The organism is Pseudomonas sp. FG-3G (assembly GCF_901007645.1).
In the GTDB taxonomy this organism is placed as follows: Bacteria; Pseudomonadota; Gammaproteobacteria; order Pseudomonadales; family Pseudomonadaceae; genus Aquipseudomonas; species Aquipseudomonas rhizophila.
Map to the genome: position 1 here is coordinate 87,727 of NZ_CAAKGZ010000044.1, position 18,899 is coordinate 106,625.

Sequence of the window (18,899 nt, forward strand, 5' to 3'; positions counted from 1 at the left end):
CGATCATTCGTGGGCGGGCCTTTTCATTATTTTCAGGAGCAAGAGTCCGAAAAAGAGCGCAAAAGCGCCGTTTCGGCTGCCGTCGCAGTGCGTATCAACCCGTATAAGGAAAATAATCATGTTGAACAAGCGCATTGCTCTGATCGCACTGGGGATTTTAAACACGACATATGCCATGGCCAGCGACCAGGCTGAGTCCAAGGGGTTCGTTGAGGACAGCAGCCTGAACGTGCTGTTACGCAACGCCTATATCAATCGCGACTACAAAAACGGTAATGAAGACAAAGCCGAATGGGGGCAGGCCGCCATCGGAACGTTCTCGTCCGGCTTTACCCAAGGCACTGTCGGTGTAGGGGTGGACGCCTTCGGACTGTACGCGCTGCGTCTGGATGGCGGCAAAGGTCGCAGCGGTGCGGGCGGCATCGACTTCTTCAAGCAAGGCGACAGCGGCAACGCGGCCGATGACCTGTCCAAGTTTGGTGCGGCGGTCAAATTCCGTGTTTCCAATACCGTGTTGGCCTACGGTGACCAGATGCCGGCGTTGCCGGTGCTGAGCTACGACAACTCGCGCCTGCTGCCGGAAAGCTACACCGGCACGCTGATCACCTCCAAAGAGATCAAGGGCCTGGAGCTGAACGCTGGACGTTTCACCGCCGAGTCGCGCAAGAGCGCCGAGGGTCGTGACAGCGGTGGCCTGAAGTCGATCAACGTATTGGGCGGCAGCTATCAGTTCACCGAGCAGTTCAAGGCCTCGCTCTACGCCTCGGATGTCGAGGACGTGTTGAAGAAGCAGTACGTGAACGCCAACTACGTATTCCCGCTGGCCAAGGATCAATCCCTGACCCTGGACTTCAACGGCTATCGCACCAAGCTGGACAACAGCTACGTTCGCGAAAACAACGTCACCGGCGACGACAACAAGATCTGGAGCCTGGCCGCCACCTTCGCCACCGGCCCGCACAGTTTCACCCTCGCTCACCAGCGCAGCACTGGTGACAGCAACCTGGGCTACGCCTATGGCGGTTATCAGCGTGGGCAGAATCGTGTAGGGGACGGCGGCAATACGATCTACCTGGCCAACTCCTACTGGTCCGACTTCAATGCTGAAGACGAGCGCAGCTGGCAACTGGGTTATGGCCTGGATTTCACCACGTTCGGGGTTCCCGGTCTGACGTATAACGTGGCTTATGTGCGTGGCGATAACATCACCACCTCCACCAGCGAAGGTGGCACCGAGCGCGAGATCTTCAACCAGTTCAAGTACGTAGTCCAGAACGGTCCCGCCAAAGACCTGAGCGTGCGGTTGCGCAGTTCCTTCCTGCGTGTTTCGCAGAAATCCAGCGAGTACAACGTCAGCGGCAATGAGCTGCGGGTGTTCGTGGATTATCCGATCAGCGTCTTCTGATGCCTGATCACGTTACAAGCGTCTGATGAAAAACCCCGAGCGCAAACTCGGGGTTTTTTCTTTGGACGGCAAAAAAACGTTGGAACAGTCTGTTTTCCCGAGAAAAAGTCGTACTAATGAAACATTGTCCACCGTTTCAAGCATGGCTTGAAATGCCTCAAATACTTTCTCATGGACGTAAATCCTGTACCTACTAGATTAGGCTGCTCAATGCAGTGGAGACCTATGAAAAATGATCGTTCTGAACAGGGAAGTAGGCGAAGCGCTGAGGCGTGACAAATACGTCAACGTCCGCGGTGGAGACTTCAATCTCTACGGTCATTTCGGCGACTTTGTCCGGCTGACCAAGAGCTGGGAAAACATGGAGCCCGACAGCTACTACGGCCAGGCCGAGTCAGGCATGCGTTTTCGCCGCTATAGCGACTTCGAATACAACCCCAGGACCCGCGACCTTACGCAGCTCGAGCATCGGGCCTACATTCAGTCCAAGGCCAACAACAGCTATGTCGGTGGACTGGAGCGGCACTTCCAGGACTTTTCCAACGAAGTGATCAACTCACCGGTGATGCGCAGTCTGATCGACACGGACTTTGAGGTGTACAAGAACGTCCTTCCCCAGGAGCTGCACGAGGAAATCTGGCAGTGCCAGATCCACCAGATCCGTATCGAGATCAAGCCGGGCAAGCAACTGGAAATCACCCCTGAAGGGATCCATTGCGACGGGTATCCGTTCAGCGGCGTGCACTTCTGGGGCCGTCATAATGTGGCCGGCGCAGAGAGTCGTCTGTACACCGCCCAGGAAGAACAACTGGCGGCGATTACCTACGAGGACATTCTCGACACCACGTTTTTCCTCGACCGCGACATGCGCCATTACGTCACCCCGGCCCGGAACGTCCACAGCCATGAAATGGCTTTCAGGCAGATCCTGGCGATTTCCTTCTCGCGGCCCGGGACCGCTTTCGACATTGTTCGCTGAACAGCTCGAACCCATGGACGATCTGGAGCAACAGGTTCTGTTGCGCCGAGCAATGGTCAGGGACGCCGAACGACTGGAGCAGTTTTTTCGCGGTTTCGACGAAGTGTCGTTCTGCGAGTGGCAGGATGCCCGATTCTTGCGCGGGGTATTGTTGCAGGACACCACCACCGCGTACCTGGCCGTCGATGTCAGCGGTGAAGTGGTGGGGGCGGTGATTGGCGGCATGCTCGGCACCCGTGGCACCATCAATCACCTGGCCGTCAGCCCGGGGCATCGAACCCGAGGCCTGGGCCAGCGTCTGGTGGAGGCTGCATCGGCCGACATGAAACGGGTCGGCGTACTGCGCATGTTCCTGTTCGTCGACGATGCTAATCTGGCCGGCAAACGGTTTTGGGCAGCCCAAGGCTTTTGTGAGCCTCGGGGTGAAATCACTTTCGAGAGGGATCTATGAGCAAGACTTCCAGCCAGCCGCTGGTGGTCGAACCACAAGCCTCGCGTACCTTTGCTGAAGCCAGTCCGGTGGTAGCGGGTTATTTTACGGTTTCGTTTGTGTTCGGTCTGATGGCGGTCAACGCCGGGTTGCCCTTGTGGCTGCCGGTGGCGATGTGCCTGTTCGTTTACGCGGGCGCTTCGCAATTTGCGGCGCTGGCGTTGATTTCCAGTGGAGCATCGCTGACCACTATCGTGCTCACCACCTTCCTGATCAACGCGCGACACATGCTGATGTCGGTCTACATGGCCAAGGCATTGCGTGCGCTGGGGCTCAGTCGTTTCGAGCGCTGGTGCTACGCGGCGGGGCTCACGGACGAGTCGTTCGCTTTCCACAGCGTCAAGCTCGGCACCGGTGCGCCGGTCAGCGTGCGTTACCTGATCGGCTTCAACCTTTTTTGCCACACCTCCTGGGTGCTGGGTGGCTTGTTGGGAGCGGTGTGTGCGCAATACGCGGCGCACCTGATCAAATACCAGCTCGACTACGCCCTGACTGCGATGATGCTCTACGTGCTGGTTTCGTTGTGCAATACCCGTAACAAACTGATCGCTGCCCTCGCGGCGGTCGTCTGCATGGGCGGGCTGAGCCTGCTGGGCAGCTCGCCGTTCAATGTCTTCATTGCCACGTTCGTTGGCTGCGGGGTGGGCGTATGCCTGACCAAACGTTCCTGATCCTGGTCGTGGCCCTGATGATGGCGGTGACCTTTCTGCCACGGGCCCTGCCGCTGCAGGTCAATACTGAAAACTGGCCACCGTTCGTCGCCCGCGCCCTGGAATACCTGCCGGTGGCGATCGTCGCTGCCATCAGCCTCACCCCGTTGTTGATCAAGGATCAGCAGATACAACTCGACCGCCCGGAATTCTATGCCGCGATTCCGACGTTGTTATGTGCGTATTTCAGCCGCAACCTGTTTCTCAGTGTGGCGGTGGGCACGGCGGCGTACATCGCGCTCGGTTCGTTCCTTTAGCGTCAGATCCACAACATCGTGCAGCGCCTGGCCGGACAACTCTGGATTATTCACCGCCAGGCGCACCTCGAGGAAATCCTCGAAGTCCGGGAAAATCGTCAGGTCGTTACGCAGCGCCGCTTCCCGGGACACCAGTCCCAGGCCATCGAGTTGGGTAATCAACGACAATGTCAGCGTTTCACTGCAGGAATACACCATCCGCTGACTCGAGCCGTACTCGCCCAGGCCGGCATCCAGGAAGCGAAGGAAACTGTGGGAATACGGACATTCCTCGGCCGGACGCACCTGAAACTTATCACCGAGCAAGCCGAGGGAGTCGTCCTCTTCGCCGCAATGGGCGCCGACCACCTGCACCTGGACGTCCGGCATTGTGATGCTGGAAAAGCCGCTCTGCTGCGGACCGATCAGGATCGCCAGGTCAAAATCTTCGTTCTTGAGCTTGCTCAGGTTCTCCATCGACTCGGCGTAGCTGAACTCCAACTGATACTGGGGAAACACGGCGATCAGCCGATCGATCATCCGCCGGTTGAACTCCGCCGGCAGCGTGGTATTGAGCGCCACTCTCAGCGTGCGCTGCCGAGGCGTCTTCAGCGCCGCGACCTTCTCTTCCAACTGCCGCGTGGCAACCAGCACCTGATCCATGAACGGCGTCAGTTCCGAGCCTTGGCTCGTCAACGTCAGGCCCTTGTTCGACCGCCGGAACAACCGGAAGCCGAACTGCTCCTCAACTTTGTTCAACTGTGCCGCCAATGCCTGCACCGTGAGGCACGAATGTTCCGCCGCCGCCGACAAGGAGCCGGTCTGCACGATGCGCATGAGGTTGCGTAAGGTTCTGCTATCCATGAGGTAATGCCCTCTGCTTAAGTGGGCTCGCTATTGTTGTGCACCTGGCCCGGTCAGGCAGTGCATGCCGGCTATCATCATGTACCTTGCCACGCTTGTCGCGGTTTTGTGGCGAAAAGCTCCGGCAGACGATGGTTGGAGCTTATGCGGGATTTGGGTTTTTTGCCTGATCAACGGTAATCGGGGCGGTCAGCGAGTCCGTAAGTGGCTGGAGCAGAGAAAATTCCTGCACACAGCTTGCTGAATGGTTCAGGTAGAGGGTGGTAAAAATCCGTTTGCGAATAAAAAATAATAATTTATCCGTATTTGTACTACTCTCTAGGTGTCACCCCCTAGCAATGGAGCCCAAATTTTATGGCAACCTCCTCCATCACCCTCAACGCGCAGCAACAATTGGACTCCCCGGACGCGGGTCGGGTCGCGTTGAAGTTTTTCTTCAATCTCATGGCGTTGTGGGGCTGCAGTGTCGAGCAGCAGCGCACATTGCTGGGCAAGGTAGGCAACACGACTTTCTATAAGTACAAGCAATTACCGGAAAACGTCAGGCTGCCTCACGACACACTGGAGCGCATTTCCTACCTCATGGGCATTCACAAGGCGCTGAGCATCATCTTCAGCAACAGCCGGGACCGCGCTTACCAGTGGGTCAACAGCCCCAATACCGCTGCGCCCTTCAACGGCCAGTCGGCACTGGCCTACATGCTTGCCGGGCGGGTGGTGGACATTGCCGATGTGCGGCGTTACCTCGACGGAGTGCGCGGTTGATGACGCCACCACTGGCGGACCCGCAATGGAAGCGTGCCTACCGGATCGTCAACAGCAGCTTCCCGCCGATTGCGCTGTTCGAAGACGTGCTCGATCCCGAGGACCTGCCCACCGCGTATGCCCTGGAAGCACTGACCAACGATCGGCTCATGGAAGAAGCCGGGGTGCTGTCCCGGGTACGCCCCGAGGACCGCATTTCCGGGCCCGGCTCCTCGCCGGTGATGGCCGCGTTTACCCATATCGGCAAAAGCAGCCGCTTCAGTGACGGTACCTTCGGCGTCTACTACGCCGCCAGCAGCCAGGAAGCGGCCATTGCCGAGACCTGCTACCACCAGGCGCGATTCCTCGGAGCGACCAACGAGCCGGATCTGGAATTGACCATGCGCACTTACGTCAACAAGGTCATCAAGCCGCTGCACGACATCCGCCAGGACTACCCGCACCTGCACGACCCGGACCCCACCGCCTACGGTCCGTCCCAGGTGTTCGCCCGGCAACTGCGTGAAACCTTGTCCTGGGGCTTGCTGTACAACAGCGTCCGCCTGCCCGGCCACGAATGCGTGGCGGCGTTTCGTCCACCGGCGGTTTCGATTCCGGTGCAGGGCAAGCATATCCGGTACGTCTGGAGCGCCCAGAAGCGGGAGATTTCGTTTGTGTTTGAGGTGAGCGAGGTGTGAGTCAGGTCTTTAGGGTGTTTTGGCTGGGCAATAATTATTGCCCAGCCAAAATTTTCAATAATTCGCGAGTATTGAAAGCACGGGCTGCTACACAGCCGAGCGAGAGCAAGCGGCCTCGCCACAAAAGTGGGTCCGGCCGATTGATCAAATCTTGAACTGCTGCACCGAAGACTGCATCGACCCCGCCGCATCGTTCAATTGATCCGCTGTTTGCGTCAGGTTGTGAATCGAGCGGGTGTTCTCGCGGGACTGCGCGGCAATCGACTCCACCCTCTGAGCCATTTCATCGCTGGCCTTCGATTGTTCGGCAATGGTCTGGGAAATTTCCTCCACCACTTCTGCCGCGTGCCGGGCGCCGGTGCGGATTTCGCTGATGGACACCCCGGCCTGCTGGGCCAGTGAGACGCCTTCGTCCACGCGGCTGACGCAAGCCTGCATGTTCGCCACCGCATCCCGGGCGCTGGTCTGGATGCGCTCGATCATTGCGGTGATTTCCTGAGTGGACTGGGTGGTGCGCGCTGCCAGGTTACGCACCTCATCGGCCACCACCGCAAAGCCGCGCCCCGCCTCACCGGCGCGGGCGGCTTCGATGGCGGCGTTGAGGGCCAGCAGGTTGGTTTGCTCGGCGATGCTCTTGATCACCTGAATGATGGAATGAATGTCTTCGGACGACGCATCCAGCGCGGTGATCTTGCTGGACGACTGATTGACCACCTCGGCGATCCGGCTCATGCCCTCTACCACCCCAAGAATCACTTGCCCGCCGCTGCTGGCCAGTTGTTCGGACTGCGCTGAAATCGTCCGGGCGCTGTCGGCGTGCTGATGGATCTGGCTGATGTTCGCCATCATCTGCTCCATGCTTGCCGCCATGCTGGTGGCGCTCTGAGCCTGCTGATCGGCGCTGGACACAATCTGCCGCGCCGTATCGCCCAATACGCGCGACGTGCCATGCAACTCGTCACTCTGGCTGCGGATCGTGGCGATCATTTGCCGCAGATTGACCTGCATCTGCTCGATCACACCTTGCAACTGACCCAGCTCATCCTTGCTTTGAGCCCCCATCGAGCGCTGCAAATCCCCTTGGGAAATAGCCTGGGTATTGAGGATGATCTTGTTCAGCGGCGTAAGCACCGCCTTGAGCAGGCTCCAGGACAACAGCGCCAACGCCACGCAGGTGGCCAGCAATGTGAAAACCAACCAGCGCTCCGACGTTTGAATGCTGTGGTCCTGATGCTCGCGGGTGGCATGGGCCTGGCTCTCGATCAACTCACTCACCGCCTCGTTACGCTCCTCCAGCGCCGAAAACGCCCCGTCGAACTCCGTCCGCAGCGCCCGGCCATCCTGGGCACCCTCCAACGCCTTAGCGATCACCTGCTGAGCCGATGCAATATAGGTTTCCACTTGCGGCTTCAGCTCGGTAATAGCCTGAGCGATCGCTTGCGGCAACTGGGCCTCGGCATTCTCGGCGATGACCTTGCGCATCCGTTGCGCATGCTCATCGAACGCCTCCCTCACCTCCTTGGCTCCCGCGGCATCCCCCGGCGCCACCAGCAAAGCGGCCAACACATCGCCACGAATGGCGTCGTGCATCATGTCCGCCTCCATGTGCTTGCGCATGGCCGAAATACTGGTCTCGCTACGCGCCAGGGCGCTGGTCATGCTGATATAGCCCCACAACCCGATACCGCCGAGCACGAGGGCAAAGAAAAGGCTGATCAACCCCGAGCCTATGATCTTGGTCCTGATCTTCATCGCCTACTACTCCAGAGGGGGCGGGATTTCAGGGCAAGTGTAGTTGAGGGCCGGCGGAGCGCTCGGAGGTTCGCTTTGATTGCTTCGGGCGCTCACGCCCGCTTGCCGATAACGCCAACGACCTGCGGGCCCGAAGACAAGCGATGGGAGCGATTGCACAATGGATGATCAATGCTAGCAGGTGTTTCTCGACGCCGGGCATCGAAATACCCCGTATGAATAAGGAGATCCTGATGGCCACTGCACATGTTTTCATCGCCACCAGCCTGGATGGCTTCATCGCCAGGCCCGACGGTGACATCGACTGGCTTTTACAGCGCGATGATCAAACCGAGGACCATGGCTACTCAGACTTCATCGCTGACAAGGACGTGATCGTGATGGGGCGCGGAACCTATGAGAAGGTCCGGACCTTCGACACCTGGTTCTACGAGCGCCCCGTGGTGGTGCTGTCTAAAAGCCTGTTGAATGCGCCAGTGCCCGAAGCGCTGAAGGGCAAGCTCCGGTTCTCTAGCCTCGCGCCCAAGGACGTGATGGAGGAACTGACGAGACAAGGCGTACGTCGGGTCTATGTCGATGGCGGACAGGTGGTGCAGTCATTCCTGCGCGATGGATTAATCACCGACATGGTGATTACCACTGTACCTGTGCTGATCGGCTCCGGAAGGCCATTGTTCGGGGCTCTTGAGCGGGACGTAGATCTGAAACTGGTATCCAGCCGCTGGTTTGCTTCGGGGTTGGTGCAGTCTACCTATCGCTTGGCGACATGATGCGCTTGCGTGGGTATTAGGCCCGCAGCGCCAGAGCGTTCTCGTAGGAAAACGGGGGACAGACCATGGTTGATTTAGTGTCCGCCTACTCATTGCAGCCGGTAATCGTGCTCTGTCCGTAGCCCCCGTGGCGAGGGAGCTTGCTCCCGCTGGGCTGCGAAGCTGCCCTTCTTTAATCCGCTCCTGCAAATAAAATTCAATGCTGCCCCCTCGGAGCAGCATTGCCCCTGCGGCTCTTAAGCAGAATGACTCCCCGGCGCCTCCAGCACCTTCACCACGTCATCGATGACGGCTTTGCTCATATCCTGCAAATAACACGACGCCCAGGCGTACCGATCTGTGCTGCGAATCATCGCCGCGTCCTCGGCCAAGAGCTTGGCAACGTGGAGCAGGTCGGAGGCGTGGGATAAGGCTTCGCCGATGGGAATGCCGCTGTTGACGCGGAAGAGGGGGCGATCGGAGTGGTAGGAGAAGGGGGTTAGGCCTGGGGTTTTGAGGTCTCTGGGGTGGGTCATTGTGCGCCTCCGGTTGTCAGTTGGCGGCAAGTAGCGGCTGACCAAGCGCAACAGCAGAAAAGCGGCAAATCCATGGCATACATCGATAGAGCTCCCATATCAAGTGAGAGCTGCCACGTTCGTTCTCAGGCGAATGGGTGGCAGCTGTGCGCAGGCTGAGAAACCGGAGATACAGGAACCCGGCAGACCCGAAGGTCTCCCACGCACAGCCGCCATTGCACGAAATACGGACATAAAAAAGCGCCGCAAAACGTGGTAGGGCGCTGTAGCGCCTGCATCTTACTCGGGTTCTCAGGCCCGGTCGCTGAATTGGCAGCGACAGTTGGAGGGTAGCGGTCGATTGGATAGGGGACAATCGTGGCGCCATGCTGGCGGGGCTAGGAATTGTGTGTCCGGGATTAACGCATCTGGGGCGGACGGAGCGAGCTTGCGTCTGTATGGCAGAGTGTCGGTGGCGGTGAAGGCCTCATCGCGAGCAGGCTCGCTCCCACAGAGTTCAGTGTCTGGACAGAAAGTGGGCGTGCAGAAACAACAAAGCCCTCGCATTTCTGCGAGGGCTTCGTTTTGTATGGTGCGGCACCAGGAGTCGAATAAGAATAAAAGTAACTGAATTTTAAGAATATTATTTTTTATGGGCTGTCCTTCTATCTCTAAAACTACCTCAAGGCGTCCCTAAGGTTCCTTACAGCTGTAAAAAATAGCCAGAGCAGGATGTAAAGGACTACTTTGCATCCGAATTCCTGACACAAACCTTAATGCTTGCGTGAGATTAGGCGGCGTCATTTTGCCTTATTCGACCAGTCGGGTACCGAGAAGCCTCTTGGGTGTAGCGGTAGCCTTAGCGCTCACCTGCACTCTGCACGTACTGCGCTAGACCCTTATCGTGATATGTCTGACCAGCTAGCGGGTGATAATGGCACATTGATCTTTTCTTTGGATCCAGTGCTACTATCGGCATCCGGACGATATTGAATCATCTCAAAGAGTGTCTCGTTGACGTATCATTTTCATACGGATATGGTTTGATTTTCTTACGAGCGTTGTACGATGGATATCAAGACGCAAATCGAAACCTTGCTAAGTGCTTTCTGGGACAAGCGAGCGCAGGAAATCATTGACGATCCCTTGTCGACTGATGAGCTAGGAGCACCTCTGGATTCTATCTCGGCTGTCGATGCTTTCGTCGGGATCGACAAGCTGGTCCAGCGCAAACTGCCTGTTGAGCTGATCATCCGCCATGGGGGATATAACTCGAAAGACCAGTTCGTCACTGACATTACCGACAAAGTTCTCCGTCATCTTAAGGGGGCACCGAAATGATTGACGTGACGCATTCGGATCGCAATGACATCGGTGATCGGCTGCGACAGGCCCGCGAATATGTAGGACTCTCGCAAGAGGAAGTTGCAACGGCTTTGGGGCTACCTCGTCCATCGGTCACCAACATCGAGCTGGGTGCCAGAAAGGTCGAAGCGACCGAGCTCGGGAAGCTCGCGAAGCTTTACCGTCGAACACTGGAATATCTTTTGACGGGCGTTGAGCCTGCTCCCAGCGGGCCGGAGCAACTGGCGTTCCTGGCACGTGCGGTGAACGGTTTATCAGATAAAGACCTGGAAGAAGTCGCGCGCTTTGCTGAATTCCTGAAGCAGTCCGGGCGTAAACGCGGGGGGTAAATCATGGCCGTACGCGACATTGCGATGGCGACAGCCAAGGTGGCTGCCGAGGTCTTCGCGTCATCTCGTGCCATGGAGCGCATCGAGCAAGACGGCTACACACGGATTGACCCCTTTCGCATCGCGGCTGACCAGGGGGTTTCGGTTCTGTTGCGGCCCATGGAAAAGCTTCTCGGCGCCTTTGTACGCGAGGATTGCCCCGGAATTCTGGTGAACTCGGCCCGATCCGCCGGCTTGATCCACATGACCTGCGCCCATGAGTTAGGACATTACTTCATGGGGCACCAGAGTACGGTAGATGAGACCATCGATTACGGTGGTCAGGCCGCTGTGATGGAGCAGGAGGCCGAAACCTTCGGCTATCACCTATTGGTACCGCGGCCTTTGCTAGGCATCATTTGCAAGCGCAAGGGCTGGAACAAAGCGTCGCTGAGCAATCCTCATGTGCTTTACCAGATGTCCCTCCGTCTGGGTGTGAGCTATGCCGCTGCGGCCTGGTCTCTGGTTCGGCACAAGATCCTTACGTACGACGCTGTTCAGGAACTCTTGAAAGTACAGCCTGCCTCGATCAAGCAGTCACTGCTGCAAGGGCAGCTCCCGGATGCCACGAAGGACGTCTGGCTGTTCGACGAAACCGATCAATCCTCGGTCCTGGAGCCTCGTCCGGAAGATCATCTGGTGGTGCGCCTCAAAAGCCACGCGTCCGCCGGCTACCTGTGGAAAGCGGACTCGGTGGAGCAGGTGGCCGAACAGGGCTTCACGCTGGCTCCATTGGTAACTGTGCGTCCTGTGGATCCTAGCACTGTAGTGTTCGGTGCTGATTCCACGCTGGATTATCTGCTCTCCGCGAAGCGGATGAATGTCGAGCAAGCCCATCCTGTAACGCTGTCCGAAGTTCGGCCATGGATGGGTAAGCAGGCCGGCGATGCGTCGTTTAACTCTAGGACTCATTTCGAGCCGATCGCTGAAGGGCTTTCTCGCGAATCGAAGCGCGCGCTGATTGAGGAGGTCGCCGGTTCGTGATAACAATCGAGTGCCTGAGCGATAGATCCCCGGTCAAGGCGAGAAACCAAGGCAATCGTCCAACGTGCGTGGCCTTCGCCGTGACCGAGCTGAATCGTCGCTTCTCTGATGGTGATCTCGGGCCTGAGTATTTCTACCGCGCCACCGTCCAGAGGATTCCAGGCTGGAAACCTGGCGATGGGGTTCAAGCGGCTGCGGCGGCTGAAGCCTCGCAGGCCGGGCATGCCCTGGAAGTCCACTTCCCTTATCAGGCAGATGAGCCAGGCGTACCACTTGAAGCCCTGCCTGACGCGCTGGATTTGTTTGGTCACCCCATCCGTTTTTTCAATGCCGACGTTGGTGAACTGATCGATAGCATGCGCATGGGTGTGCCTGTCGGCTTGGCTCTTCGGCTCACCTATGAGTTCTATTCGCCTGCCGAAGGGATCATCCCGTTCAGCCATTCGATCCTTCCTGGAGCGATGCAGCACGCGGTGGTTGCTGTTGGCCTGGGGCATGACGCTCACGGCGAGACTTGGTTTTTGATCCGCAACAGCTGGGGAGAGGAGTGGGGCCAGAAAGGTCACGCTTGGATCCCGGCTGCATATATCGCTGCGCATGCGACGTGCGCATTTGGAGTGGAACATGGCAGTCCTAATTCAGCATGACCGAGTGGTATCCGCCTGGCTGGCCGCGGCCCGTCATCTGGCGACGTGCCCAGATTACACTGCCCGAAACCTGGTGCTGGAGATCGCTTCGCCCGGGGTCCTGGAAGCGCAGGACAGAGATGTCATCGGTGCAGTCGATGCTGCAATTCGACAATGCTGGCCTAGTCTCAGCGTGCAGACTGTAGCGGGCACAATATTCCCGAACGAGATGTACCGCAGAGAAGGGCGACCAGCGTTCTACGAGTCTTACCTGAGCGCGATGGCTCGCGGAATGAAGAGCGGGACGTGGGGGACATACGCCTACAGGATGATGCGCAGGGTCAGTCGAGACGGCAAGACGACCTTTAACCCATTGGAGGTGATCGTCCGCAAGCTTCAGGCCTCCAAGACTGGGCGCCGCTTCCAAGCGGTATATGAGCTGGGAGTGGTGGATGTCGAATACGACATAGAAGACGACGGATTCGGCTTTGAATTGCCGTTGTATGACCCCGCGGCTGATCGAAATAAGCCGATGAATATGCCTTGCCTAAGCCATCTCAGTTTCAAGGTGACCGGCGACAAGCTGGACTTGACCGCGGTGTACCGATCCCATTGGTACGGCCAGAGAGCTTTGGGTAATCTGCTCGGGCTGAGCAATTTGCATAAATATGTCAGCGACGAGTCCGAATTCGAGCGTGGAGTTCTCACCTGCATCGCCACCCATGCGTTCCTGGATGTGGAATCGCTGGGCGGCGCGACAGCCGCTAAGCAGATGCTCGCGGCGTTTCCCTGATTAGAACAGCGAACCTTGGCGTTTCGAGTTGAATGTTTCGACTGGGATGTTGTACAGGGCGCTCATCCCATTGCGGAAGTCCTTGATGCCTCCGTAGCTAGGATGCCGGATGGCAACGACTTCGACATCGAACCGGCTCGCGTAGTTATAGGCATCTCCGCCAATGGCCACGACTCGGCGCACGCCCAGCCACTTGATCAACGTCTCGTTGAGCAGGTCGACCTTCTGCAGTTCACGAGCGGTGAACTTGCGATTGGTAAACGGATTGCCTGGCTCGTGTGGATGAAACGGGAACACGTTCCACAGTAGCGGCGGGAGCGCGAGCGCTCTGAGCACCGACCAGATTTCGGACGCCGTGCGCTCAACCACCGCCGGCCCGACCGTTGCCTGCTTGAAGTTGGAGCCAGGGTACCGCTGCATCATTTCCGGGAGGTGGTATTCGTCGGTCAGCGCAAGCCCGGTTCGCCGTCCACCGCGGTACCCCAGATCTCGTCCCATCCAGATGGTGTCGACACCGATATCGGTCGCGGCCTTGAGGTAGCCACGAAGATTGCGCCGGCGTGCGGCGACAGCATCGCTGCGATCGTGGACGGGGCACTTGTCAGCGTAGGGATTGAACACGTTGTCCAGCTTCAGCTCAGACAGGGCATTCACAAAGGCGGTAGGGTTCATGGCTGCTCTTTCTTTTCTAAAGGTTCAAAGTGCATGGTGTGCTCGTGCACGTTGACATGTACGGTGCCGCACCGGTGCTTCTGTAATTGGCGAAATACCTGAAACCCGGTGAGGATCGCTTTTTCCCACTGCCACAGCTTGCACTCCTCGACCTCGTAGCCTTCGACCATGCTCTTGATCTGTTTTAGCACGCTGTAATCCAGCGCGCCTGGCTCGGGGTCGATAGAAAACTTTCGGCTCTTGGCATGGTTGAAGATCCAGGTCGCTATGCCCTCCTCGATGATCATCGCGCGGGCACCGTCTTCGTTCTCGTCCTTCTTTGGATCTGACTTGCGCTTGCGCTTGAGGAGCGCGCGCAGTACCGGCGACCAGCCCAGGAATGCAACGTAGGCCAGATGGAAAACGTCGTGGAAACGGTAGTCGTCGGGCTCGTTGCTGTTGTCCGTGAGACGATCGCCGATAAACACCCCCCTCAGGCTCTGCACAACATAGCCGTTCTCCGGAGAGCCCCGTTCATTGAACTCCATGGCTAATTCGGCGGGGAATTGTTCATGATCAGGGCACTTGAGATCAAATGGTGGGGGATAGACGGTTTCGTTGTCTGGCCACCGACTGAGAATCTTGTCGATGTTACTGCGTGCCACATCCTCAAATCTCAGATCGAAACTGGCACAGGCAATGGCCAGTTCGGCCAGATGAACGCCCAGATTTTGGCTGCGCGACGGGGGAGACATCGCTCGCAGGGAGGCAAACGACACCTCGACCAGAACGCCTGCGCGGTTCGCCAGTCTGGAGAGCTGGGAGGAACGATCGACATTCTCTGGGCTTCTGCGCATTTCCATGAGACTGTCGATGTGCCGAAAGGTCACCGGCAGGACTGGGTCCAGTTCACTTTCCCCGTACTGGGAGCGCAGATAGGCGATGCAGCTGGCACCAATCTCATCCGGGCCAACGTCCACGGCCGCAGCGATGTTGATCAGGTACCACAGCGCGTCCCCCAGCTCCTCGGCCGCCAGTTCGCTGACGGACGCCGCGAGGCGGTCGCGGCCTACCTTTTTGACTGCAGAGAGCAGGCCGCCCACTTCGCCAAAGTAACCGAACTTCAGCTTCTGGTATCCACCTTCGTCGGTCTGAAACCGGTTGGTGCCGCCAGCTTTCAGACGGTATTGAGGAATCGATAGCGAGGGTAGCTGCGGTGTAGGTACCAGCACGGAATTTCCCTTCCCATAAGTTAGATGCCGGAGACGGCATCTCGATGAGCTTGGATCATCTCGAATCGCATCTGCCTTGCGCAACTGACAATTTTTTCCCTGTCTGCGCCGTGCGCACCCATCGCCAGTGCCCGCGTCCTGACAGACGTGGTGACGTCGTAGTGAGGGTAGAGCGTTTTGGACTGAAACCAGCTGCGCCTCAATCCGAGCTTGTCTGCGAAGGCGTGCAGCTCATCCAGCGAATCGGCAACTAGATGGTTCCATTCACGACCGTGCCAACGGATTCCTTCTGCATCAACATAGACAGCCATGGTGCTCGCCTTGGAAAGAAATATGTGCAAATATCTTGCACATATTTAGCAAATTATTCAATCGAAATGAACGCATCAGATCTCGGTAAACGCATAAAGGCGGTGCGCAAACAAAAGGGTTTTACCCTGCAATACCTACACCAAAGCACCGGAATTCACTACACACAGATTTCCAAGATGGAGCGGGGTGAATGCAAGCTCCTGAGTAAAAATTTGCTAAAAGTTTGCGATTTTTTGCATATTTTACATTCGCCCGATAGCGCGCCTTCCCGATCCGAGGGCGTGGTCGACAGGGTTCAGGCCTTGATTCAGTCATGGCCGCAAAGCGAAGGGCTGATTCGCCACTTTTTGGAAGGGGTTGAACTGGCGCTTAAGACCGGGCAAGCGAAGTAGGTCTCGGGCCCGCGCAAAGCTTGCCGGCCGAGACGCTTGAGTATGTCGATGCGCTATCGAAACATGGCTAACGCCAAGAAGCTGGCCGGCCTCGACAGCCCCGATCAGCGAGTGCCTTGAACCAGGTATCGACTTCAGCCCGGAAGTCTTCCGTGAATGTACTTCGGTAGTTTCGTGAAGGAGGGTAGAGGTCCTCCCCTGCGAAGTGCCGTAGGTGGTCAGGGAGCTTCACTGCGCTCGAACCCCAATAAACGAACTCTTCTCCTATCAGAACGTTGTCCGAACTGGTATCCCGGAGAAGGTTCTCGTGGTTCACCTCTCCTCCCACGAAGCTGTGATGCGAGTCTTCCTGAATCCACGCCTCGCCATCGCGATGGTAGATGTTGTCCCCATAAGCCATGCTTTTGCTTGAATGCAGGTTTGGCCGCTTGATCTGAAAGGCCTCGTGCTCCCAATATTCCTGGAAGGAAAGCTTATGGGAAACCCTCATCGCGAAGATGATTCTTCCCTCCAGTTTCAGTGCGGTGCTTCCGCAGCCTACGATGATGTCCCCGACCTTGGCTGATCTCCTGATCTGCGGTTTGCAGGTCCCTAACGTGCAGATGCCGTGGAACGGGTTCGGCGCAAAGCCGTAGTCCCTCACAAGTTTGTACGAGAACACATTCGGCACATCACTCATTGGCACTTGACCCGATCAATCTTGCGTTCTGCGCTCGGGCTACCGTCCGCACGCTCCCAGACCTGATTGCCTTGGATGACATCGCTCAGTCGTGGGCTGTCGATCGTAAGTACGGAGCTGGCATGATCGTCGAACACCTGAGGCAGTGATTCAACGTTTTCGGAGATGGCCACGATAGTTTTGCCACACGCCACCGCATGTCCGGCAGCCCCTTCCAGGCACTCGTAACCTTCCTCAGGGATCAGGAAGATGCTGATCACTGCGTTGTCGATACAGCTTTGGATCTCCTCGGAGACAGGCTGTGCTGCCTGGGCGGCTTCGACTTCTTCCTGTTCGGCCTCAGCCATGCACACATCGAAGCCTCTTTCATTCAGCTGTTGAGACACTTCCTGGGCCTTTTGATCTAGCCCTGTCGTGAAGACGATGCACGCTTTATCGTTACTCATGAGTGGATCTCCTCAACTGCATGTGGGTCATTGTTTGGTTTAAAGGAACGCCGAGGCCTGCGCGTTAAGCTGCACTCCTCAGCCGATAGCTATTCATCGTCGTCATTGCCGTCGCGAAAGCTGATCGTGTGATTGTCGAAGTCGGCCATCACGTAACCTTTTCGTTTGTCAGAGAGCTGCCGGAATATGCTGAATCCATCCAGGATCGCCTTTTCCCATTGCCACAGTGCGCACCGGGCGACTTCATAGCCTCTGACGAAATCCTGAATGGACTTCAGCAGGTCATAGTCGACGTGATCGACATTCCTGAATAAATCGCACTCCAGCCCGCGGCCAAAGATGAAGGTAGCCACGCCCTCTTCGATGAGCATTGCCCGGGCACCGTCTTGGTTCTCGTCAAGTTCAGGATCACATTTACGCTTCAGGTGAAGAAGCGCTCTCAGGACGGGAGACCAGCCGAGATGGACCGCGAACGCGAGGTGGAACACGTCGTGGAAGCGGTAGTCATCACGTTCCATCTTATTGTCAGTCAGGCGATCACCAATGATGATCCTGTTGCACTTCTGGATGACGTACTGCTTGTCGCCGGCGCTCTCTTCGGCAATGTAGAACTCCAGCCACGAAGGCAGTCGTTCATTTTTGGGCATGTCGACGTCGAAGCGGGGTGGGTAGGTCATCTCCGCTGGCCATCGACTGAAGGTCTTCTTGAGGTTTTCAAGCGCGGCGGCCTCCATATCAACATCGGCAGAGTCCGCCGCAGCGACCAGCGCCCGGAATACCTCCACCATGTGGGCAGAGAGCTTGTCGCGGTTGCGTGTGAATGTTCCGGTCCTGAAATCGTTGAGTAAATCACCCACGCAGCCGGCGAGCGCGAGGACTTGGACGCTAAAGTCTTCTTCGGAGACTGGCTCATCTATCCAGCGTTGCATGTCCCCGAATCCAAGGCTGGGTTCGGCAGGCTCGACGATGTCCCAATCCTCCAGATCCCGAAAAACTCGCTGAGCTAGAGTTGGAAGATCAAGCTGGGCGCGCGTAGCGAGGTTCGAAAAGTACCAGAGCACATCTCCCAGCTCCTCCTGGATGATTGCTTTATAGCGTTTGAACGCTGCCCGGTCACGCTGTCGCTTCTTGAATGCGCTCAGCAGACTCCCGACTTCACCGAACAGCCCCAGAATCATTAATTCCAGCCCGGTATCAGGCAGTCTGTCAGTCGTGCTCGCGATTTCCTGATATGTGCGGATGCTCATCCAGCCGTCTCGAATATCGGGCGGCAGGATGACGAACTGTTCAGGTGTCTTGAGAGGATTGAAGCGGTCGCTCGATGGGGATGAAGCTTTTTCGTCCATGCAGCCCTCCGGCCGATCTATTTCTCCAGATTCGACAATCAGGTGTCTGAAGTCGATTTGCCATCATCATGAGCGATCCAATATGCGATGTACAAGCCCTGAACCTGACGTGCAGATGGAGCGCGGCATGGCCAATGCCGCCAACGGCAAATCCTTTAACCTAAAGTCCTGAAGTGAAATAGGACGGTGCCTTCATAATCCTTAGATGTCGGAGGAAGAATGACCTCCGAGCGTAGAGAGTCGTTCGATTATGACTTGACGGTGCATCTGGATCTGGAAGGCTTACCAAACGGATCCGTTGTCTGGAGTGACACCTTTATGAGCATAAGGTACTCATCAATTAGATATTCGACAATCTACTCGTGCCTCTTAATATCGGCACTCGCGGCGATCAGTATGCGAAATTGCCAAGTCCGAGCAAGGCGTTGGGTATGCAGCGCACAGAGGGGGCGTCACTCGGTACCGCAGGGTCAAGACCGCGAACAAGTTAAGCAGATCGTCGACGTACTTTGTTATCGTGATCAGCTACAGGCTTCATTGTGGGGTTGAGATCCATGGGCGCG

The 18,899-nt window shown here is 57.2% G+C and carries 23 protein-coding genes and 1 pseudogene; 15 read left to right on the forward strand and 9 right to left on the reverse strand.

Features of this window, described 5'->3' with window-relative positions; translation table 11 throughout:
• Window positions 1-118: 118 nt before the first annotated feature.
• The 5 genes from PSEUDOMOFG3G_RS25375 to PSEUDOMOFG3G_RS25395 all read left to right on the forward strand — a co-directional run bounded on the left by PSEUDOMOFG3G_RS25375 (window position 119) and on the right by PSEUDOMOFG3G_RS25395 (window position 3,841).
• Window positions 119-1,405: an OprD family porin gene (locus tag PSEUDOMOFG3G_RS25375; protein ID WP_047226870.1), complete on the forward strand. Its 1,287-nt coding sequence runs from the start codon at window positions 119-121 to the stop codon at window positions 1,403-1,405.
• Window positions 1,406-1,637: 232 nt separating this feature from the next.
• Window positions 1,638-2,384 carry a 2OG-Fe dioxygenase family protein gene (locus tag PSEUDOMOFG3G_RS25380; protein WP_047226871.1) on the forward strand — a complete coding sequence of 249 codons (747 nt, stop codon included), beginning with the start codon at window positions 1,638-1,640 and terminating at the stop codon, window positions 2,382-2,384.
• 13 nt (window positions 2,385-2,397) lie between these two features.
• Window positions 2,398-2,835, forward strand: a complete 438-nt coding sequence (locus PSEUDOMOFG3G_RS25385) for a GNAT family N-acetyltransferase (RefSeq protein ID WP_171061302.1) — start codon at window positions 2,398-2,400, stop codon at window positions 2,833-2,835.
• Entirely contained in the window at window positions 2,832-3,545 is a 714-nt protein-coding gene (locus tag PSEUDOMOFG3G_RS25390; RefSeq protein WP_047226872.1) for an AzlC family ABC transporter permease, read from the forward strand. The genes PSEUDOMOFG3G_RS25385 and PSEUDOMOFG3G_RS25390 overlap by 4 nt, the downstream gene beginning before the upstream one ends.
• Window positions 3,524-3,841: an AzlD domain-containing protein gene (locus PSEUDOMOFG3G_RS25395; protein WP_047226873.1), complete on the forward strand. Its 318-nt coding sequence runs from the start codon at window positions 3,524-3,526 to the stop codon at window positions 3,839-3,841. The genes PSEUDOMOFG3G_RS25390 and PSEUDOMOFG3G_RS25395 overlap by 22 nt, the downstream gene beginning before the upstream one ends.
• Here PSEUDOMOFG3G_RS25395 and PSEUDOMOFG3G_RS25400 read toward each other — a convergent pair.
• A complete protein-coding gene (locus PSEUDOMOFG3G_RS25400; RefSeq protein WP_047226874.1) occupies window positions 3,758-4,684 on the reverse strand; it encodes a LysR family transcriptional regulator in 927 nt (308 codons plus the stop codon). The two genes, PSEUDOMOFG3G_RS25395 and PSEUDOMOFG3G_RS25400, sit on opposite strands and share 84 nt — an antisense overlap.
• A 354-nt stretch (window positions 4,685-5,038) precedes the next feature.
• Between PSEUDOMOFG3G_RS25400 and PSEUDOMOFG3G_RS25405 the strand changes: the two genes are divergently transcribed.
• Window positions 5,039-5,449, forward strand: a complete 411-nt coding sequence (locus PSEUDOMOFG3G_RS25405; RefSeq protein ID WP_047226875.1) for an MbcA/ParS/Xre antitoxin family protein — start codon at window positions 5,039-5,041, stop codon at window positions 5,447-5,449.
• Window positions 5,449-6,126, forward strand: a complete 678-nt coding sequence (locus PSEUDOMOFG3G_RS25410) for an RES family NAD+ phosphorylase (RefSeq protein WP_047226876.1) — start codon at window positions 5,449-5,451, stop codon at window positions 6,124-6,126. Before PSEUDOMOFG3G_RS25405 ends, PSEUDOMOFG3G_RS25410 begins: the two co-directional genes overlap by 1 nt.
• Before the next feature lie 144 nt (window positions 6,127-6,270).
• On the opposite strand, the gene PSEUDOMOFG3G_RS25415 is transcribed toward PSEUDOMOFG3G_RS25410, so the two are convergent.
• Complete coding sequence (locus PSEUDOMOFG3G_RS25415) at window positions 6,271-7,878, reverse strand: methyl-accepting chemotaxis protein (protein WP_139048822.1); 1,608 nt, start codon at window positions 7,876-7,878, stop codon at window positions 6,271-6,273.
• 233 nt (window positions 7,879-8,111) lie between these two features.
• On the opposite strand from PSEUDOMOFG3G_RS25415, the gene PSEUDOMOFG3G_RS25420 reads away from it, so the two are divergent.
• On the forward strand, window positions 8,112-8,648 hold the full coding sequence (locus PSEUDOMOFG3G_RS25420; protein WP_139048868.1) for a dihydrofolate reductase family protein: 537 nt from the start codon (window positions 8,112-8,114) through the stop codon (window positions 8,646-8,648).
• A 236-nt stretch (window positions 8,649-8,884) separates the two neighbouring features.
• Here PSEUDOMOFG3G_RS25420 and PSEUDOMOFG3G_RS25425 read toward each other — a convergent pair whose 3' ends face one another.
• The gene (locus PSEUDOMOFG3G_RS25425) at window positions 8,885-9,163 is read right to left on the reverse strand and encodes a DUF3077 domain-containing protein (RefSeq protein ID WP_139048823.1); all 279 of its coding nucleotides are present in this window, start codon (window positions 9,161-9,163) and stop codon (window positions 8,885-8,887) included.
• Window positions 9,164-10,210: 1,047 nt separating this feature from the next.
• On the opposite strand from PSEUDOMOFG3G_RS25425, the gene PSEUDOMOFG3G_RS25430 reads away from it, so the two are divergent.
• The 5 genes from PSEUDOMOFG3G_RS25430 to PSEUDOMOFG3G_RS25450 all read left to right on the forward strand — a co-directional run bounded on the left by PSEUDOMOFG3G_RS25430 (window position 10,211) and on the right by PSEUDOMOFG3G_RS25450 (window position 13,278).
• Window positions 10,211-10,483 (forward strand): hypothetical protein, encoded by a 273-nt coding sequence (locus PSEUDOMOFG3G_RS25430; protein ID WP_017127016.1) that lies wholly within the window; start codon window positions 10,211-10,213, stop codon window positions 10,481-10,483.
• A complete protein-coding gene (locus PSEUDOMOFG3G_RS25435) occupies window positions 10,480-10,836 on the forward strand; it encodes a helix-turn-helix domain-containing protein (protein ID WP_017127015.1) in 357 nt (118 codons plus the stop codon). Before PSEUDOMOFG3G_RS25430 ends, PSEUDOMOFG3G_RS25435 begins: the two co-directional genes overlap by 4 nt.
• Before the next feature lie 3 nt (window positions 10,837-10,839).
• A complete protein-coding gene (locus PSEUDOMOFG3G_RS25440; RefSeq protein ID WP_139048825.1) occupies window positions 10,840-11,859 on the forward strand; it encodes an ImmA/IrrE family metallo-endopeptidase in 1,020 nt (339 codons plus the stop codon).
• 80 nt (window positions 11,860-11,939) lie between these two features.
• Window positions 11,940-12,506: a C1 family peptidase gene (locus PSEUDOMOFG3G_RS25445; RefSeq protein WP_139048826.1), complete on the forward strand. Its 567-nt coding sequence runs from the start codon at window positions 11,940-11,942 to the stop codon at window positions 12,504-12,506.
• Window positions 12,484-13,278, forward strand: coding sequence for a hypothetical protein (locus PSEUDOMOFG3G_RS25450; RefSeq protein WP_017127012.1), 795 nt, complete (start codon window positions 12,484-12,486; stop codon window positions 13,276-13,278). The genes PSEUDOMOFG3G_RS25445 and PSEUDOMOFG3G_RS25450 overlap by 23 nt, the downstream gene beginning before the upstream one ends.
• Here PSEUDOMOFG3G_RS25450 and PSEUDOMOFG3G_RS25455 read toward each other — a convergent pair whose 3' ends face one another.
• From PSEUDOMOFG3G_RS25455 to PSEUDOMOFG3G_RS25465, 3 genes are read right to left on the reverse strand one after another with little or no spacing between them, the layout of a single operon-like run.
• Window positions 13,279-13,950 carry a uracil-DNA glycosylase gene (locus tag PSEUDOMOFG3G_RS25455; protein WP_139048827.1) on the reverse strand — a complete coding sequence of 224 codons (672 nt, stop codon included), beginning with the start codon at window positions 13,948-13,950 and terminating at the stop codon, window positions 13,279-13,281.
• A complete protein-coding gene (locus PSEUDOMOFG3G_RS25460; RefSeq protein ID WP_017127010.1) occupies window positions 13,947-15,161 on the reverse strand; it encodes a nucleoside triphosphate pyrophosphohydrolase family protein in 1,215 nt (404 codons plus the stop codon). The genes PSEUDOMOFG3G_RS25455 and PSEUDOMOFG3G_RS25460 overlap by 4 nt, the downstream gene beginning before the upstream one ends.
• A gap of 20 nt (window positions 15,162-15,181) precedes the next feature.
• A complete protein-coding gene (locus PSEUDOMOFG3G_RS25465; RefSeq protein ID WP_139048828.1) occupies window positions 15,182-15,472 on the reverse strand; it encodes a DUF4031 domain-containing protein in 291 nt (96 codons plus the stop codon).
• Window positions 15,473-15,538: 66 nt separating this feature from the next.
• On the opposite strand from PSEUDOMOFG3G_RS25465, the gene PSEUDOMOFG3G_RS25470 reads away from it, so the two are divergent.
• Window positions 15,539-15,865: a helix-turn-helix domain-containing protein gene (locus tag PSEUDOMOFG3G_RS25470; protein WP_171061298.1), complete on the forward strand. Its 327-nt coding sequence runs from the start codon at window positions 15,539-15,541 to the stop codon at window positions 15,863-15,865.
• Window positions 15,866-15,932: 67 nt separating this feature from the next.
• Here the strand turns inward: PSEUDOMOFG3G_RS25470 and PSEUDOMOFG3G_RS25475 are convergent, their stop codons facing one another.
• From PSEUDOMOFG3G_RS25475 to PSEUDOMOFG3G_RS25485, 3 genes are all read right to left on the reverse strand, one after another.
• Window positions 15,933-16,544 carry a hypothetical protein gene (locus tag PSEUDOMOFG3G_RS25475; RefSeq protein WP_139048830.1) on the reverse strand — a complete coding sequence of 204 codons (612 nt, stop codon included), beginning with the start codon at window positions 16,542-16,544 and terminating at the stop codon, window positions 15,933-15,935.
• Window positions 16,541-16,990, reverse strand: coding sequence for a hypothetical protein (locus PSEUDOMOFG3G_RS25480; protein WP_139048831.1), 450 nt, complete (start codon window positions 16,988-16,990; stop codon window positions 16,541-16,543). Before PSEUDOMOFG3G_RS25480 ends, PSEUDOMOFG3G_RS25475 begins: the two co-directional genes overlap by 4 nt.
• 89 nt (window positions 16,991-17,079) lie before the next feature.
• Window positions 17,080-18,336 (reverse strand): nucleoside triphosphate pyrophosphohydrolase family protein, encoded by a 1,257-nt coding sequence (locus PSEUDOMOFG3G_RS25485; protein ID WP_139048832.1) that lies wholly within the window; start codon window positions 18,334-18,336, stop codon window positions 17,080-17,082.
• Window positions 18,337-18,719: 383 nt separating this feature from the next.
• On the opposite strand from PSEUDOMOFG3G_RS25485, the pseudogene PSEUDOMOFG3G_RS28195 reads away from it, so the two are divergent.
• Window positions 18,720-18,873 (forward strand): annotated as a pseudogene (locus PSEUDOMOFG3G_RS28195) (integrase); the annotation flags it as partial.
• Window positions 18,874-18,899: the final 26 nt, after the last annotated feature.

What these genes read in the sequence shown, in the direction of transcription:
- PSEUDOMOFG3G_RS25420 (WP_139048868.1), top strand. Translation starts at nt 8,112, where the DNA reads ATGGCCACTGCACATGTTTTCATCGCCACCAGCCTGGATGGCTTCATC.
- PSEUDOMOFG3G_RS25425 (WP_139048823.1), bottom strand. Translation starts at nt 9,163, where the DNA reads ATGACCCACCCCAGAGACCTCAAAACCCCAGGCCTAACCCCCTTCTCC.
- PSEUDOMOFG3G_RS25465 (WP_139048828.1), bottom strand. Translation starts at nt 15,472, where the DNA reads ATGGCTGTCTATGTTGATGCAGAAGGAATCCGTTGGCACGGTCGTGAA.
- PSEUDOMOFG3G_RS25385 (WP_171061302.1), top strand. Translation starts at nt 2,398, where the DNA reads ATGGACGATCTGGAGCAACAGGTTCTGTTGCGCCGAGCAATGGTCAGG.
- PSEUDOMOFG3G_RS25450 (WP_017127012.1), top strand. Translation starts at nt 12,484, where the DNA reads ATGGCAGTCCTAATTCAGCATGACCGAGTGGTATCCGCCTGGCTGGCC.
- PSEUDOMOFG3G_RS25435 (WP_017127015.1), top strand. Translation starts at nt 10,480, where the DNA reads ATGATTGACGTGACGCATTCGGATCGCAATGACATCGGTGATCGGCTG.
- PSEUDOMOFG3G_RS25430 (WP_017127016.1), top strand. Translation starts at nt 10,211, where the DNA reads ATGGATATCAAGACGCAAATCGAAACCTTGCTAAGTGCTTTCTGGGAC.
- PSEUDOMOFG3G_RS25375 (WP_047226870.1), top strand. Translation starts at nt 119, where the DNA reads ATGTTGAACAAGCGCATTGCTCTGATCGCACTGGGGATTTTAAACACG.
- PSEUDOMOFG3G_RS25485 (WP_139048832.1), bottom strand. Translation starts at nt 18,336, where the DNA reads ATGGACGAAAAAGCTTCATCCCCATCGAGCGACCGCTTCAATCCTCTC.
- PSEUDOMOFG3G_RS25455 (WP_139048827.1), bottom strand. Translation starts at nt 13,950, where the DNA reads ATGAACCCTACCGCCTTTGTGAATGCCCTGTCTGAGCTGAAGCTGGAC.
- PSEUDOMOFG3G_RS25390 (WP_047226872.1), top strand. Translation starts at nt 2,832, where the DNA reads ATGAGCAAGACTTCCAGCCAGCCGCTGGTGGTCGAACCACAAGCCTCG.
- PSEUDOMOFG3G_RS25380 (WP_047226871.1), top strand. Translation starts at nt 1,638, where the DNA reads ATGATCGTTCTGAACAGGGAAGTAGGCGAAGCGCTGAGGCGTGACAAA.
- PSEUDOMOFG3G_RS25405 (WP_047226875.1), top strand. Translation starts at nt 5,039, where the DNA reads ATGGCAACCTCCTCCATCACCCTCAACGCGCAGCAACAATTGGACTCC.
- PSEUDOMOFG3G_RS25440 (WP_139048825.1), top strand. Translation starts at nt 10,840, where the DNA reads ATGGCCGTACGCGACATTGCGATGGCGACAGCCAAGGTGGCTGCCGAG.
- PSEUDOMOFG3G_RS25400 (WP_047226874.1), bottom strand. Translation starts at nt 4,684, where the DNA reads ATGGATAGCAGAACCTTACGCAACCTCATGCGCATCGTGCAGACCGGC.
- PSEUDOMOFG3G_RS25475 (WP_139048830.1), bottom strand. Translation starts at nt 16,544, where the DNA reads ATGAGTGATGTGCCGAATGTGTTCTCGTACAAACTTGTGAGGGACTAC.
- PSEUDOMOFG3G_RS25415 (WP_139048822.1), bottom strand. Translation starts at nt 7,878, where the DNA reads ATGAAGATCAGGACCAAGATCATAGGCTCGGGGTTGATCAGCCTTTTC.
- PSEUDOMOFG3G_RS25395 (WP_047226873.1), top strand. Translation starts at nt 3,524, where the DNA reads ATGCCTGACCAAACGTTCCTGATCCTGGTCGTGGCCCTGATGATGGCG.
- PSEUDOMOFG3G_RS25480 (WP_139048831.1), bottom strand. Translation starts at nt 16,990, where the DNA reads ATGAGTAACGATAAAGCGTGCATCGTCTTCACGACAGGGCTAGATCAA.
- PSEUDOMOFG3G_RS25470 (WP_171061298.1), top strand. Translation starts at nt 15,539, where the DNA reads ATGAACGCATCAGATCTCGGTAAACGCATAAAGGCGGTGCGCAAACAA.
- PSEUDOMOFG3G_RS25410 (WP_047226876.1), top strand. Translation starts at nt 5,449, where the DNA reads ATGACGCCACCACTGGCGGACCCGCAATGGAAGCGTGCCTACCGGATC.